Annotated in this window: 13 protein-coding genes and 1 riboswitch; of the genes, 10 read left to right on the top strand and 3 right to left on the bottom strand. The window is 72.8% G+C overall.

The features are described 5' to 3' along the window. The first annotated feature begins 37 nt into the window (after positions 1 to 37). The 9 genes from ACGFZL_RS23385 (at position 38) to ACGFZL_RS23345 (ending at position 9,242) form a co-directional block, all read left to right on the top strand. Positions 38 to 676 (top strand): alpha/beta family hydrolase, encoded by a 639-nt coding sequence (locus tag ACGFZL_RS23385; RefSeq protein ID WP_393694373.1) that lies wholly within the window; start codon positions 38 to 40, stop codon positions 674 to 676. A 264-nt stretch (positions 677 to 940) separates the two neighbouring features. After that, positions 941 to 1,624, top strand: a complete 684-nt coding sequence (sigR, locus tag ACGFZL_RS23380) for an RNA polymerase sigma factor SigR (protein ID WP_355169968.1) — start codon at positions 941 to 943, stop codon at positions 1,622 to 1,624. Beyond that, positions 1,621 to 1,932 carry a mycothiol system anti-sigma-R factor gene (gene rsrA / locus ACGFZL_RS23375; RefSeq protein WP_355169604.1) on the top strand — a complete coding sequence of 104 codons (312 nt, stop codon included), beginning with the start codon at positions 1,621 to 1,623 and terminating at the stop codon, positions 1,930 to 1,932. The genes sigR and rsrA overlap by 4 nt, the downstream gene beginning before the upstream one ends. Positions 1,933 to 2,062: 130 nt before the next feature. Then, positions 2,063 to 3,409, top strand: coding sequence for an HD-GYP domain-containing protein (locus ACGFZL_RS23370; RefSeq protein ID WP_393694371.1), 1,347 nt, complete (start codon positions 2,063 to 2,065; stop codon positions 3,407 to 3,409). Between the two features lie 56 nt (positions 3,410 to 3,465). Continuing rightward, positions 3,466 to 4,725, top strand: coding sequence for an HD-GYP domain-containing protein (locus ACGFZL_RS23365; protein WP_393694459.1), 1,260 nt, complete (start codon positions 3,466 to 3,468; stop codon positions 4,723 to 4,725). Between the two features lie 114 nt (positions 4,726 to 4,839). Next, positions 4,840 to 5,820 carry a hypothetical protein gene (locus ACGFZL_RS23360; RefSeq protein WP_355169608.1) on the top strand — a complete coding sequence of 327 codons (981 nt, stop codon included), beginning with the start codon at positions 4,840 to 4,842 and terminating at the stop codon, positions 5,818 to 5,820. A 71-nt stretch (positions 5,821 to 5,891) separates the two neighbouring features. After that, positions 5,892 to 6,542, top strand: coding sequence for a peptide deformylase (gene def, locus ACGFZL_RS23355; protein ID WP_393694369.1), 651 nt, complete (start codon positions 5,892 to 5,894; stop codon positions 6,540 to 6,542). A 235-nt stretch (positions 6,543 to 6,777) separates the two neighbouring features. Beyond that, a complete protein-coding gene (gene cyc1 / locus ACGFZL_RS23350; RefSeq protein ID WP_393694367.1) occupies positions 6,778 to 7,863 on the top strand; it encodes an epi-isozizaene synthase in 1,086 nt (361 codons plus the stop codon). After that, a complete protein-coding gene (locus tag ACGFZL_RS23345) occupies positions 7,860 to 9,242 on the top strand; it encodes a cytochrome P450 (RefSeq protein ID WP_393694365.1) in 1,383 nt (460 codons plus the stop codon). Before cyc1 ends, ACGFZL_RS23345 begins: the two co-directional genes overlap by 4 nt. A 7-nt stretch (positions 9,243 to 9,249) precedes the next feature. Here ACGFZL_RS23345 and ACGFZL_RS23340 read toward each other — a convergent pair whose 3' ends face one another. Beyond that, on the bottom strand, positions 9,250 to 10,233 hold the full coding sequence (locus ACGFZL_RS23340) for a GlxA family transcriptional regulator (RefSeq protein ID WP_393694363.1): 984 nt from the start codon (positions 10,231 to 10,233) through the stop codon (positions 9,250 to 9,252). Between the two features lie 93 nt (positions 10,234 to 10,326). Here ACGFZL_RS23340 and ACGFZL_RS23335 point away from each other — a divergent pair, with 93 nt between their 5' ends. Beyond that, complete coding sequence (locus ACGFZL_RS23335) at positions 10,327 to 10,569, top strand: hypothetical protein (RefSeq protein WP_393694361.1); 243 nt, start codon at positions 10,327 to 10,329, stop codon at positions 10,567 to 10,569. On the opposite strand, the gene ACGFZL_RS23330 is transcribed toward ACGFZL_RS23335, so the two are convergent. Both ACGFZL_RS23330 and ACGFZL_RS23325 read right to left on the bottom strand, forming a co-directional pair. After that, complete coding sequence (locus ACGFZL_RS23330) at positions 10,482 to 11,522, bottom strand: ribonucleotide-diphosphate reductase subunit beta (RefSeq protein WP_393694359.1); 1,041 nt, start codon at positions 11,520 to 11,522, stop codon at positions 10,482 to 10,484. The genes ACGFZL_RS23335 and ACGFZL_RS23330 overlap by 88 nt on opposite strands. Then, a complete protein-coding gene (locus ACGFZL_RS23325; RefSeq protein ID WP_393694357.1) occupies positions 11,522 to 13,924 on the bottom strand; it encodes a ribonucleoside-diphosphate reductase subunit alpha in 2,403 nt (800 codons plus the stop codon). The genes ACGFZL_RS23330 and ACGFZL_RS23325 overlap by 1 nt, the downstream gene beginning before the upstream one ends. Before the next feature lie 119 nt (positions 13,925 to 14,043). Next, positions 14,044 to 14,186: riboswitch (cobalamin riboswitch) on the bottom strand. Positions 14,187 to 14,193 lie beyond the last annotated feature (7 nt).

The raw sequence follows: 14,193 nt of genomic DNA, 5'->3' as shown, positions 1-14,193 counted from the left end.
GCGGTGCCGACCCGATCGTTCTGGTATGACGGCATCCATGCACCAAGGTCAGCAAGAGGTCGTCGAGACGGCGGCCGGCCCCGCCCGCCTCACCTGGCACCCGGCGGCCGCGCCCCGCCTGGTCCTCGCCCTGGGCCACGGCGCCGGCGGGGGCGTCGAGGCGCGCGACCTGGTGGCCCTGGCGGCGGCGCTGCCGGCCCACGGGGTGAGCGTCGCGCTCGTGGAGCAGCCCTGGCGGGTGGCCGGCAAGAAGCTGGCGCCGGCGCCGAAGACGCTGGACACCGGCTGGCGGGGACTCTGGCCCGCGCTGGCCGCCCCCGGCCTGCCGGTGGTCGCCGGCGGGCGCAGCGCCGGCGCCCGGGTCGCCTGCCGCACCGCCGCCGAGCTGGGCGCCCGCGCCGTGCTGGCCCTGAGCTTCCCGCTGCACCCGCCCGGCAGGCCGGAGAAGTCCCGCGCCGAGGAGCTGCTCGGGGCCGGCGTGCCGATCCTGGTGGTGCAGGGCGGCAACGACCCTTTCGGCCGGCCCGCCGAGTTCCCCGCGGGAGGGCACCGGCTGGTCGAGGTGCCCGGCGCCGACCACGGCTTCGCCGTGCCCAAGCGGGGCGCGCTCACCCAGGACGAGGCGCTGCGGACGATCACCGGCGCCGCCCGGGAGTGGACCGCCTCACTCGGCTGAGGCCGCGGGAATGTGCGGCGTCCCGAGGCTGTTGTGCGGGACGTACGTTGCTGGGTACCAGCACCGACGCCGTAAGGAGAGGAAGTCCGCCGCATGGGTTCGACCTTCTGCCCCGCCGCCCCCCGCGGCAGCCGCACCGAACTGGACTGGACGGTGCTGCACGCGGCGAAGACCGCCCCGATTCGGGCGGCGGGCGGACCGGATCGTCGTCTATCCTCCGATTCGAGTGGGACCGGTCTCGGTGCCACGTCAACGCTGGAGGAGGTGGGTCCGGTCACCGGTACCGACGCAGGGACCGAGGACGGCCAGGCGGAGCAGCCCGAGGGCCGGGGCACGGGTACGGAGACGACCGCGGAGCGCAGCGCGCGCTTCGAGCGGGACGCGCTCGAGTTCCTGGACCAGATGTACTCCGCCGCGCTGCGCATGACCCGCAACCCGGCCGACGCCGAGGACCTGGTCCAGGAGACCTACGCGAAGGCGTACGCGTCCTTCCACCAGTTCCGCGAGGGCACCAACCTCAAGGCGTGGCTGTACCGCATCCTCACCAACACCTTCATCAACTCGTACCGCAAGAAGCAGCGCGAACCCCAGCGCAGCGCGGCCGAGGAGATCGAGGACTGGCAGCTGGCGCGCGCCGAGTCGCACATGTCGACCGGGCTGCGCTCGGCGGAGTCGCAGGCGCTCGACCACCTCCCCGACTCGGACGTGAAGCGGGCGCTCCAGGCGATCCCCGAGGAATTCCGCATCGCCGTGTATCTCGCGGACGTCGAGGGGTTCGCCTACAAGGAGATCGCGGACATCATGGGGACACCCATCGGAACGGTGATGTCCCGACTGCACCGGGGCCGCCGCCAGCTGCGCGGCATGCTGGAGGACTACGCCCGCGACCGCGGCCTGGTCCCGGCGGGCGCCGGCGGGTCCGACGAAGCGAAAGGCTCGGGGTCATGAGCTGCGGAGAGCCGCACGAGACGGATTGCGGCGAGATCCTCGACCATCTCTACGAGTTCCTCGACCGCGAGATGCCCGACTCGGACTGCGTGAAGTTCGAGCACCACTTCGAGGAGTGCTCGCCCTGCCTGGAGAAGTACGGCCTCGAGCAGGCCGTGAAGAAGCTGGTCAAGCGGTGCTGCGGTCAGGACGACGTGCCCGGTGACCTGCGCTCCAAGGTCATGGGCCGGATCGACCTCATCCGCTCGGGACAGGCCGTGCCCGACCATGACGTGACGGCCGCGCCGTCGACGCCGCGGGAGACCTGAGCCGCGCGTCGCGTGTCGGCGGGACCCGTCAATTCACCCGTATGTGCTAATTAGCGGCTGTTCCCCCGCGTGTCGCCCCCGCCCGCCCTAGGCTGCGAAGTCCGAACGGGTATGGGCGGGGGTGGGGTGGATGGAAGCGGTACCGATGCGGGCGCGGCTCTGCGTCGCCGCCGTCGCCGGGCTCGCCGTCCTGCTCTGCCTCCGCCCGCTCCCGCCGGCGGAGCCCACTCCCTGGGCGGCCGTGCTGCTGTTCGCCGGTGTGTGCGCGGGGTGTGAGCGCGCCGCCGGGGCCCGGTCCTTCGGCACCTGCTACCCGGTGCTGCTCGCCGCCGCCCTCCTGCTGCCGCCCCCGGCCGCCGCCCTCGTCGCGGTTCCGGGGGCGCTGCTGTCCCCGACTGAGCGGCGGCCGGCCGCCCTGCGCCGGGTCTGGCGGGCGGGGCAGTCGGCGCTCGCGGTGTGGGCCGCGGCGCGGGTGCACGCGGCGTGCGGCGGGCCGGCCGCCGTCGACGCGCCCGACTTCCCGTACGCGCTCCTGCCGGCCGGGGCCGCCGTGCTGGCGTTCTGCCTGGTCATGACCGTGCTGGACGGCTCGATCCTGGTCCTGGCCGACCGGGTGCCGGCCGGCCGCGCCTGGCGGGGGCTGTTCACCCGCTCGCTCGGACCCCTGGCCGTGCACGGACTCGCCGGGCTCATGATGGCCGTCCTGTGGCGCAGCCCGTACGGGCCGGTGGCCGCGCTCCTGGTGCTGCCGCCGATGGGCGTGGCCTGGTGGGCGTTGGCGCAGGCCCACCGGGAGCGGGCCGCGCACCGGGCGACCATCCGCGCGCTCGTGCAGGCCGTCGACATCAAGGACGGGTACACGCGCGGGCACAGCGAGCGGGTCGGCCGGGCCTCGATGCTGATCGCCCGCGAGCTCGGCCTGGACGACGAGCGCGTCGAGACGCTCCGCTTCGCCGGGATCCTGCACGACGTGGGCAAGCTCGGGGTGCCCACCCGGCTGCTGCGCAAGGAGGGGCCGCTGACGCCCGAGGAGCGCCGGGTCATCGAGCTGCACCCCGAGTACGGCCACGAGATGGTGCGCGGCATCCGCTTCCTCGGCGAGGCCAGGGCCGCCGTACTGCACCACCACGAACGGCTGGACGGCAGCGGATACCCCTACGGCCTGGCCGGCGACCGGATCCCCGAATCGGCCCGGGTGGTGGCCGTCGCCGACGCCTTCGACGCGATGACCTCCACCCGCTCCTACCGCCGGGCCCGTCCCGTCGCGGCGGCCCTGGAGGAGCTGCGGCGGTGCGCCGGGGCGCAGTTCGACGCCCGGATGGTCGGTGCCCTCTGCCGCGCCCTGGACCGCCACGGCTGGCATCCGGCCGTGACCGCCGACGTCCCGGCGGAGCGGGCCGTACCGTCGTCGCCGCCCGTCGCTGCCGGGAGCGAGGTCGCCGGGCGGGTCCCGGACGCGGAGAGGCGGGTGCCGTGAGGGGCGGCGGAGGCACGAGCGGCGTGCCGGCCGGACCCGGGGGCGCCGTGGCGCCGATGGCGGTGCCGGTGGCGGTGCGGGCCTCGGTGGCGTCCCGCACGCTGCCCGCCTGCGCCGGCCTCGTCGCCCTGGCCGGCGTCGGCTCCGTGCTCTGGTCCGGGCTCGCCGAACGGCCCGTGGCCCTCGCGTTCGGGGCCTTCGTCGCCCTCGGCGAGTTGGCCCGGCGCACCGGCGAGGAGGGCCCGGAGGCCGCGCCGGTCGCCACCGCCGGGGCGCTGGCGTACGCACTGCTCGGGGACGTCGCGGGACGGCCCTCGCACCACGGCGTCGCCCAGACCGTCACCGTGGTCCTGGTCGGCTCCCTGCTCGGCGGCGCGCCGCACATCGCGCGCGGCGACGGACGGTTGGCCGGCCGGCTGGCCCGGCGCGTGCTCACCGTCGGCTTCGCCGCCGTCTGCTTCCAGCCGCTGTTCAACCAGGGCGCCTTCCGCGCCCTGAGCGGCCCCGCCTACGCGCTGCTCCTGGTCGCGCTGCTCGCCCTGACCGCGCTGTACGACGCCGTGCTCGCCGCCCTGCCCGCCCGCGCAGGCCGGGCCCCGCGCGCCCTGGGCCCGCTGCTGCGCGAGGAGCTGCGCGGCATGGCCGGGATCACCTCCGCGGTGTGCGCGACCGGCGTGACACTGGCGCTCGCGGTGGCGGTGGCCGGGCTGTGGGCGTTGCCCGTCTTCTCGGTGCCGCTGCTGCTCACCCAGCTGTCCCACCGGCGGTACGCGGCCGTGCGCGCCACCTACCGGCAGACCATCGCCTCCCTCGCCCGGGCCACCGAGGTCGCCGGCTGCACCCCGGCCGGCCACGCCCGCCGCGTCGCCGACCTGAGCGGCGCCGTCGGCCGGGAGCTGGGTCTTTCCGGGCCGGAGCTGACCGTCCTGGAGTACGCGGCGCTCATGCACGACATCGGGCAGCTCAGCCTCGTCGACCCGGTCCCGGACGGCGCCACCGCCGCCCTGCCCGTCCCCGAGCAGCGGCGCATAGCCCTGCTCGGCGGGGCCGTGGTCCGCCGGACCGGGGTGGACGCGGCGGTGGCGGTGGTGGTGGAGAGCCAGGCCGACCCCCGCGACGACCAGCCGCCGGCCGCGCGGATCGTCCGCGCGGTGAACGCCTACGAGGAGCGGGCGCGGGCCGCCGGACCCGGTGGCGCCCTCACCGCGCTGGAGGAGCTGCGCCTGGCCACCGGCGGCGACTACGCTCCCGAGGTCGTGGAAGCGCTGGCCCGGGTGATCGCCCGCGGCTGCCTTACCGTGCCCGTGGCTGGGTAACCCATGGGTAATGAGCGCCCTCCAAGCCGTACGTGGTTTGATGCGCAGGAGAGGGCACACGGGGGCGCGGGAAGGCAAGGCCAGCCCACAGAACGGAACTGGCAGGCGGGAATCGTGAGGATCTTCGGCAAGGGACGGCACCGGCCCTCCGCCTCGTGGCGGCAGGCCACCGACCGCGCGTTCACCCTGATCGGCGACGGTCGCTACGAGGACGCGGGCGCCCTGCTGACCAGGGCCGCCGACCTGGAGCCCTGGCTGTCGGAGTCGTGGTTCAACCTCGCCCTGCTGCACAAGTTCCGGCACGACTGGGAGCAGGCCCGGGCGGCGGGCCTCAGGGCCGTCGCCCTGCTCGACCGGGACACCGGGGCGCCCGACTGGTGGAACGTCGGCATCGCCGCCACCGCCCTCCAGGACTGGCCGCTGGCCCGTCGCGCCTGGCAGGCGTACGGGCTGCGCACCCCCGGGGACGCCACCGACGCCGGGGAGCCGCTCGGCATGGAGCTGGGCAGCGCGGCCGTACGGCTGTCGCCGGAGGGCGAGGCCGAGGTGGTGTGGGGGCGGCGGCTCGACCCCGCCCGCATGGAGGTGCTGTCCATCCCGCTGCCCTCCTCGGGGCGGCGCTGGGGCGAGGTCGTCCTGCACGACGGGGTGCCGCACGGCGAGCGGACCACCGCCGCCGGCGACGCCTACCCGGTCTTCGACGAGATCGAGCTGTGGGCGCCCTCGCCCGTGCCCACCTGGGTGGTCCTCCTGGAGGCGGCCACCGAGGAGGACCGGGACGCGCTGGAGCAGCTCGCCGCCGACGCCGGGTTCGCCGCCGAGGACTGGTCGTCCTCCGTGCGGCTGCTGTGCCGGATGTGCTCGGAGTCGCGGATGCCCTCCGACGAGGGCGACGGCGAGCACCTCGACCCGCACGACCACAGCGAGCCAGGACACCCGGGCCCGCTCGGCCACCGCACCGACGGGCAGCTGTGGGTGCCCGAGCGGGAGTGCGGCCTGGCCGCACCGGCCGCGCTGGTGCGCGGGCTGCTCGACGGCTGGGTGGCGGACAGCCCGGACTCCCGGGACTGGCGGGACCTGGAAGAGGTCTGCTGAGCGCGACCGCCGTACGCTGTACCCGCATCAGTCGTTCCCAGAAGTTCCCAGAAGGCAGGATCACGTCGGTCATGGCTCAGCAGGACACCGATCAGCAGCACACGGGCGTGCTCCCCGTCGACGACGAGGGCTGGGTCGTCGACACCGAGGAGTGCGAGGAGCGCGAGGCGGCCTGGCGTGAGCGCGGCACCTCGCGCCCGATCACGGTGGTCGGCAACCCGGTGCTGCACAAGGAGTGCCAGGACGTCACCGCCTTCGACGACGAGTTGCGGCAGCTGATCGCCGACATGTTCGCCAGCCAGCGCACCGCCGAGGGCGTGGGCCTGGCCGCCAACCAGATCGGTGTCGACCGCAAGGTCTTCGTCTACGACTGCCCCGACGACGAGGGCGTCCGCCATGTCGGCGTGGTGTGCAACCCCCGGCTCGTGGAGCTGCCCGCCGACCGGCGCCGCCTGGACGACAGCAACGAGGGCTGCCTGTCCGTGCCGACGGCGTACGCCCCGCTCGCCCGGCCGGACTACGCCGAGGTGACCGGGCAGGACGAGCACGGCAACCCGGTCAAGGTGCGCGGCACCGGCTACTTCGCCCGCTGCCTCCAGCACGAGACCGACCACCTCTACGGCTACCTCTACATCGACCGGCTCTCCAAGCGCGAACGCAAGGACGCGCTGCGGCAGATGAGCGAGAACGAGCCGCGCTACCCCGTCGTCGCCAACGACTGAGCCACCTCCGCGCGCACGGCGCCCGTCCGGATCCTCCGGGCGGGCGCCGCGTGCGTCCGGGGGCGGAAACCTGCCACACAACAGGAGGATTCCGGCACCGAGGGGTAGTGAAGGGAGCAAATCCGTTCCCAGAACGGTCAGTTGTGGTGCTGAATAGGAAGTGCGGGGATACGCAACGGCGCACGCCTGGCTCAGCGGGAGGAGTGCGTCCCCGGCGGCTGAGAGGGGTTCGTCCGTGCATGCTTTCCCACCCGGTACCACCGCGACACCGATCGCGATCGCGGTGCCGCCATCGCTCCGCCTTCCGGCGATCGAGGAGTCATTTCCGCGGCGGCTCCACCCGTATTGGCCCCGGCTCCAGGAGCGGACGCGCGCCTGGCTCCTGGAAATGCGGCTGATGCCGGCGGACAAGGTCGCCGAATATGCCGATGGTTTGTGCTACACGGACTTGATGGCGGGCTACTACCTCGGCGCCCCCGAGGAGGTGCTCCAGGCGATAGCGGACTACAGCGCCTGGTTCTTCGTCTGGGACGACCGGCACGACCGCGACATCGTGCACGGCCGCCCGGTCGCCTGGCGGCTGCTGCGGGACCGGCTGCACACGGCACTCGACGCACCCGCGGACCACCTGCACCACGAGGACACCCTGGTCGCGGGGTTCGCCGACAGTGTGCGGCGGCTGTACGCCTTCCTGCCGGGCTCCTGGAACGCCCGCTTCGCCCGGCACTTCCACGCGGTGATCGACGCCTACGACCGGGAGTTCCACAACCGGCTGCACGGGACCGTGCCGGGCGTCGAGGAATACCTCGCCCTGCGCCGGCTCACCTTCGCCCACTGGATCTGGACGGATCTGCTGGAGCCGAGCGCCGGGCGCCGTTTCCCGCAGCGGGTGCGAAAACACCCCGCATATCGCCGGGCGGCCCTGCTGAGTCAGGAATTCGCCGCCTGGTACAACGACCTCTGCTCGCTACCGAAGGAAATAGCGGGCGACGAGGTCCACAATCTCGGCATCAGTCTCATCACCCATGAGGGACTGACCCTGGAAGAGGCCATCGCGGAAGTCCGGCGACGCGTCGAGGAATGCGTCACGGAATTCCTCGCTGCGGAACAGGACGCTTTACGGTTCGCCGCCGCACTCGACGACGGAACTCCGTCCGGTCGGGAACTGAGTGACGCGGTGCGGGCCGCCGTCGGCAATATGCGGAACTGGTTCAGTTCCGTCTACTGGTTCCACCACGAGTCCGGCCGGTACATGGTCGACAGCTGGGACGACCGGGCCACGCCCCCGTACGTCAACAACGAAGCGGCAGGTGAGAAATGACCGTCGAGTCCGTCGACGCCACCGACCCCCGACTCGGGACGGAGACCGGCCGGCTCCGCGAGCCGCCCGTGGCGGGCGGCCGGATCCCGCTGCTCGGCCACGGCTGGCGCCTCGCCCGCGACCCGCTCGCCTTCATGGGCCAGCTGCGCGACCACGGCGACGTGGTGCGCATCCGGCTCGGCCCCAAGACGGTGTACGCCGTCACCACGCCGGCGCTCACCGGCGCACTCGCCCTGAGCCCCGACTACCACATAGCCGGACCCCTGTGGGAGTCGCTGGAGGGGCTGCTCGGCAAGGAGGGCGTGGCCACCGCCAACGGCCCGCTGCACCGGCGCCAGCGGCGCACCATCCAGCCCGCCTTCAAGCTCGACGCGATCCCCGCCTACGGGCCGATCATGGAGGAGGAGGCACACGCGCTCACCGAGCGCTGGCGGCCGGGGGAGGCCATCGACGCCACCTCGGAGTCCTTCCGGGTCGCGGTGCGGGTCGCCGCCCGCTGCCTGCTGCGCGGCCAGTACATGGACGAGCGGGCGGAGCGGCTGTGCGTCGCGCTGGCCACCGTCTTCCGCGGCATGTACCGGCGGATGGTGGTGCCGCTCGGGCCGCTCTACCGGCTGCCGCTGCCGGCCAATCGCGCGTTCAACGACGCGCTCGCCGATCTGCATCTCCTGGTGGACGAGATCATCGCCGAGCGCCGCGCCTCCGGGCAGAAGCCGGACGATTTGCTGACCGCGCTCCTGGAGGCCGAGGACGACAATGGCGACCCGATCGGGGAACAGGAGATCCACGACCAGGTCGTCGCGATACTCACCCCGGGAAGCGAAACCATCGCCTCCACGGTCATGTGGCTGTTGCAAGCGCTTGCCGACCACCCGGAACACACCGACCGAATACGCGACGAGGTGCTCGCGGTCACCGGCGGCCGTCCGGTGGCATTCGAGGATGTGCGCAGGCTCCGGCACACCGGCAATGTCATCGTCGAGGCGATGCGGCTGCGTCCCGCGGTATGGGTATTGACCCGCCGCGCGGTGGTCGACACCGAACTCGGTGGCTATCGCATTCCGGCCGGTGCCGACATCATCTACAGCCCCTTCGCAATCCAGCGCGACCCCAAGTCCTACGCCCGCAACCTGGAGTTCGACCCGGACCGCTGGCTTCCGGAGCGGGTGACGGAACTGCCCAAATACGCCATGCGGCCCTTCAGCGTGGGGAATCGGAAGTGCCCGAGCGACCACTTCTCGATGGCGCAGCTGACCCTGATCACGGCGGCGCTCGCCACCAAGTACCGCTTCGAGCAGGTGGCGGGCTCGAACGACGGTGTCCGGGTGGGGATCACCCTGCGCCCGCACGATCTGCGGGTGCGACCCGTGGCCCGCTGAGCTGGCGTCAGGCGGCGGCCCCGGGGCGGGCTGCCTCGGGGCCCCGGAAGGTGCGCCGGTAGGCGTGCGGGGTGGTGCCCAGGGCCCGGACGAACTGGTGCCTGAGGGCCGCCGCCGTGCCGAAGCCGGTGCGCCAGGCGATGGCGTCCATCGTCTCGTCCGTCGCCTCCAGGAGCTCCTGCGCCAGCAGCACCCGCTGGCGCAGGATCCAGCGGTAGGGCGTGGTGCCCGTCTCCTGCTGGAAGCGGCGGGCGAAGGTGCGCGGGGACATCAGGGCGCGGGCCGCGAGCTGCTCGACGGTGACCTCCTCGTCGAGGTGCTGCTCCATCCAGGCCAGCGTCTCGCCGACGGTGTCGCAGGTGGAGCGGGGCAGCGGCCGTTCGATGTACTGCGCCTGCCCGCCGTCGCGGTGCGGCGGCACCACCATGCGCCGGGCGATCTTGTTGGCGACCTCCGGGCCCTGCTCCTTGCGCACGATGTGCAGGCAGGCGTCGATGCCGGCGGCGGTGCCCGCGGAGGTGATCACCGGGTCCTCGTCCACGTAGAGGACGTCCTGTTCGACGCTGGCCCGCGGGTACATCCGGGCCAGGGCGGCCGCGTGGTGCCAGTGCACCGCGCAGCGCCGCCCGTCGAGCAGCCCGGCGGCGCCGAGGAGGAACACGCCGGAGCACACGCTCAGCACCCGCGCCCCCCGGTTCACCGCCCGCCGCAGGGCGTCGAGCAGCTCCGGCGGGTAGTCCCGGCGGCCGTAGTCGCTGCCGGCCGGCACGGCGACCAGGTCCGCCTCCTCCAGCCGGTCGAGGCCGTAGGGCGTGGAGACGGACAGGCCGCCGACGTGCGTGCCGAGCCTTGGGCCCTCGGCGGAGACCACCGCGAAGTCGTACACCGGCAGTCCGTCGTCGCTCCGGTCGATGCCGAAGACCTCGCAGACGACGCCCAGTTCGAAGGGGTGCACGCCGTCGAGCAGGACGGCGGCCACGTTCTGCAACATGCCTCCAGTGTGCCGCGTGAGTGGCAGGAAATCGAGGCCCTGCGGCAGTCCTGCCACTCACGGACAGGTGTCTCGCGGAGGACAGTGGTGTCCATGACCGCAGACCAGACAGAAGCCCTGATCGGAATGGCCGTGACCTTCGGCCTCCTGCTCCTCATCACCCTGCCCTCGCTCCTGGGCGTGCTGCGCGACCGGCGCATGGCCCGCCAGATCAAGGAGGCCCGGCGAGCCCGCGAGAACGCCGAGGCTCAGAAGTCCTCGTCCAGGTCGACGGTGCCCTCCACCGCCACCTGGTACGCCGACGGGCGCCGCTCGAAGAAGTTGGTCAACTCCTGAACCCCCTGCAGCTCCATGAAGGAGAACGGGTTCTCGGAGCCGTACCTCGGGGCGAAGCCGAGCCGCGTCAGACGCTGGTCGGCCACGCACTGGAGGTACTGCCGCATCGAGTCGGTGTTCATGCCGGGGAGGCCGTCACCGCACAGGTCGCGCGCGAACTGCAGCTCGGCCTCGACGGCCTCCTCCAGCATGTCGGCGACCTGCTGGTGCAGCGCGTCGTCGAAGAGGTCCGGCTCCTCCTTGCGGACGGTGTCGACCACGTCGAAGGCGAAGGACATGTGCATGGTCTCGTCGCGGAACACCCAGTTGGTGCCGGTCGCCAGGCCGTGCAGCAGGCCCCGGCTGCGGAACCAGTAGACGTAGGCGAAGGCGCCGTAGAAGAACAGGCCCTCGATGCACGCGGCGAAGCAGATGAGGTTCAGCAGGAAGCGGCGCCGGTCGGCCCGGGACTCCAGGCGGTCGATCGACTCGACCGAGTCCATCCACTTGAAGCAGAACTCGGCCTTCTCGCGGATCGAGGGGATGTTCTCCACCGCGGCGAACGCGGCGTTCCGGTCCTCCGGATCGGGCAGGTAGGTGTCGAGGAGGGTCAGGTAGAACTGGACGTGCACGGCCTCCTCGAAGAGCTGCCGGCTCAGGTACAGCCGGGCCTCCGGGGAGTTGATGTGCTTGTAGAGGGTGAGCACCAGGTTGTTGGCGACGATCGAGTCGCCGGTGGCGAAGAAGGCCACCAGGCGGCCGATCAGGTGCTGCTCGGCCGGGCTCAGCTTGGCGAGGTCGGCCACGTCCGAGTGGAGGTCGACCTCCTCCACGGTCCAGGTGTTCTTGATGGCGTCCCGGTAGCGCTCGTAGAAGTCCGGGTAGCGCATCGGGCGCAGCGTCAGCTCGAAGCCCGGGTCGAGCAGGTTCTTGGAGGTCGCGGCGGTCGTCGCGGCGGTCGTCTCGGTGGTCATTACTGGCAGGCCTCGCAGGACTCGGGGTTTTCCAGGGAGCAGGCGACCGCCTCGGGGTCGGCGGCCTGCTGGGCGGGGATCGGCTTCTCGGACCTTTCGGCGGCAGCCTGGCCGCCGGCGGCGCGGGCGATCCGGGTGGCGGGACGCGAGCGCAGGTAGTACGTCGTCTTCAGCCCGGACTTCCAGGCGTAGGCGTACATCGAGGAGAGCTTGCCGATGGTCGGCGTCTCCAGGAACAGGTTCAGCGACTGCGCCTGGTCGAGGAAGGCGGTACGGGCGGCGGCCATGTCGATCAGGCCGCGCTGCGGGATCTCCCAGGCGGTGCGGTAGAGCCGGCGCACGTCCTCGGGGATCCAGGCGAAGCCCTGCACCGAGCCGTTGGCCTCGCGCAGCGCCTCGCGGGTGCGGGCGTCCCAGACGCCGAGCGCCTTCAGCTCGTCCACCAGGTAGGAGTTGACCTGGAGGAACTCGCCGGACAGCGTCTCGCGCTTGAACAGGTTGGAGACCTGCGGCTCGATGCACTCGTAGACGCCCGCGATGGACGCGATCGTCGCGGTCGGCGCGATCGCGAGGAGCAGGGAGTTGCGCATGCCGACGGCGGCGATCCGGGCGCGCAGCGCCGTCCAGCGCTCCGGCCAGGTCAGCTCCACGTCGTAGTGGTCGGGGTGCAGCACGCCCCGCGCGGTACGGGTCTTCTCCCAGGCCGGCAGCGGGCCGTTGCGCTCGGCGAGGTCGGCGGACGCCTCGTAGGCGGCGAGCATGATGCGCTCGGCGATCCGGGTGGAGAGCGCCTTCGCCTCGGGGGAGTCGAAGGGGAGCCGGAGCTGGAAGAAGACGTCCTGGAGGCCCATCGCGCCCAGGCCCACCGGGCGCCACTTGGCGTTGGAGCGGCCGGCCTGCTCGGTCGGGTAGAAGTTGATGTCGACGACCCGGTCCAGGAAGGTCACGGCGGTGCGGACGGCCGCGTCCAGGCGCTCCCAGTCGATGCCGTCGCCGGTGCGCGTGCCCTCGCGGGTGACGAAGGCGCCGAGGTTGACCGAGCCGAGGTTGCAGACCGCGGTCTCGCCGTCGTTCGTGACCTCCAGGATCTCCGTGCAGAGGTTCGAGGAGTGGATGACGTGACCCGGCTCCGCCGTCTGGTTGGCGGTGCGGTTGGCGGCGTCCTTGAAGGTCATCCAGCCGTTGCCGGTCTGCGCCAGCGCCCGCATCATCCGGCCGTACAGCTCGCGGGCGGGCAGCGTCTTGCGGGCCAGCCCCGCGGCCTCGGCCCTGCGGTAGGCGGCGTCGAACTCCGCGCCCCACAGGTCGACCAGCTCGGGCACGTCGGAGGGGGAGAACAGCGACCAGGTGCCGTCGTCGCCGACCCGGCGCATGAACTCGTCCGGCACCCAGTGCGCGAGGTTCAGGTTGTGGGTGCGCCGGGCGTCCTCGCCGGTGTTGTCCCGCAGCTCCAGGAACTCCTCGATGTCGGAGTGCCAGGTCTCCAGGTAGATCGCGGCGGCGCCCTTGCGCCGGCCGCCCTGGTTCACCGCGGCCACGGAGGCGTCCAGGGTCTTCAGGAACGGGACGATGCCGTTGGAGTGCCCGTTGGTGCCGCGGATCAGCGAACCGCGGGCGCGGATGCGGGAGTAGGGCAGGCCGATGCCGCCGGCGTGCTTGGAGAGGCGGGCGACCTGGTGGTAGCGGTCGTAGATGGAGTCCAGCTCGTCCTTGGGGGAGTCCAGGAGGTAGCAGGACGACATCTGGGGGTGCCGGGTGCCGGAGTTGAAGAGGGTGGGGGAGGACGGGAGGTAGTCCAGGCGGCTCATCAGCGCGTACAGCGAGGCGACCTCGTCCACCGCGCGCGCGGTGTCGTCCTCGGCGAGGCCCGCGGCGACGCGGAGCAGGAAGTGCTGCGGCGTCTCGATGACCTTGCGGGTGATCGGGTGGCGCAGGAGGTAGCGGCTGTAGAGGGTGCGCAGCCCGAAGTAGCCGAAGCGGTCGTCGCCGGCCGGGTCGACGAGGGCGTCCAGGCGGGCCGCGTGCAGCCGGGCGAAGTCGGCGGTGCGGTCGGCGATCAGGCCCTCGCGATGGCCCACGGCGACGGACTCGGTGAACGTCGTGACGCCCTGCGAGGCGGCCTCGGCGCGGATGCCGATGGTCAGCAGGCGGGCGGCCAGGCGGGAGTAGGCCGGGTCCTCGGAGATCAGCCCCGCGGCGGCCTCCGTCGCCAGCTCCCGCAGCTCCGCCTCGTCCGCGCGGGCGGACCGGCCGCGCAGCGCGGCGGCGGCGACCCGGCCGGGGTCGGCGTCGGGGAGGTCCGCGGTGAGCCCGGTCAGGGTCCGCAGCAGGGCGGTTCCGGGTCCGTCGGGTTCCTCGGTCGCCGCGATCGCTGCGGCCGGACCGGCTGGCGCGATGGTCACGTGGGGCACTCCCTCGCTCGGCAGGGGCCTGGCGGAGGGCAGGGGGAGGCCACGGGCGCGCACGGCGCCGCGCGTCCACCGGCCCACTCCACGAGGCCCGGACGTCAGGCTCCCGGCCGGCGGCCGGGCGCACTGTCGGCAGGTCCTCGGACTGGCCATGGTGCGCGAACGCACCCATGTACACCGTTGCGGGACAGTTCCGGATTCGCACCGGATTCCCCTGCGGCGACAGCGAGCACGAGCATACATCTTGTGCCGGGTGGGGTGAG

Origin of the sequence: Streptomyces sp. NPDC048182 (genome assembly GCF_043202555.1) — a bacterium.
GTDB lineage: Bacteria > Actinomycetota > Actinomycetes > Streptomycetales > Streptomycetaceae > Streptomyces.
Note: the sequence above shows the minus strand (reverse complement) of the source record. Positions and strands in the feature narration are given on the sequence as shown.

Bases quoted from the DNA above. Each gene is read 5' to 3' on its own strand.
- ACGFZL_RS23385 (WP_393694373.1), top strand. From the start codon at position 38: ATGCACCAAGGTCAGCAAGAGGTCGTCGAGACGGCGGCCGGCCCCGCC.
- rsrA (WP_355169604.1), top strand. From the start codon at position 1,621: ATGAGCTGCGGAGAGCCGCACGAGACGGATTGCGGCGAGATCCTCGAC.
- ACGFZL_RS23370 (WP_393694371.1), top strand. From the start codon at position 2,063: ATGGAAGCGGTACCGATGCGGGCGCGGCTCTGCGTCGCCGCCGTCGCC.
- ACGFZL_RS23365 (WP_393694459.1), top strand. From the start codon at position 3,466: ATGGCGGTGCCGGTGGCGGTGCGGGCCTCGGTGGCGTCCCGCACGCTG.
- def (WP_393694369.1), top strand. From the start codon at position 5,892: ATGGCTCAGCAGGACACCGATCAGCAGCACACGGGCGTGCTCCCCGTC.
- ACGFZL_RS23345 (WP_393694365.1), top strand. From the start codon at position 7,860: ATGACCGTCGAGTCCGTCGACGCCACCGACCCCCGACTCGGGACGGAG.
- ACGFZL_RS23340 (WP_393694363.1), bottom strand. From the start codon at position 10,233: ATGTTGCAGAACGTGGCCGCCGTCCTGCTCGACGGCGTGCACCCCTTC.
- ACGFZL_RS23335 (WP_393694361.1), top strand. From the start codon at position 10,327: ATGACCGCAGACCAGACAGAAGCCCTGATCGGAATGGCCGTGACCTTC.
- ACGFZL_RS23330 (WP_393694359.1), bottom strand. From the start codon at position 11,522: ATGACCACCGAGACGACCGCCGCGACGACCGCCGCGACCTCCAAGAAC.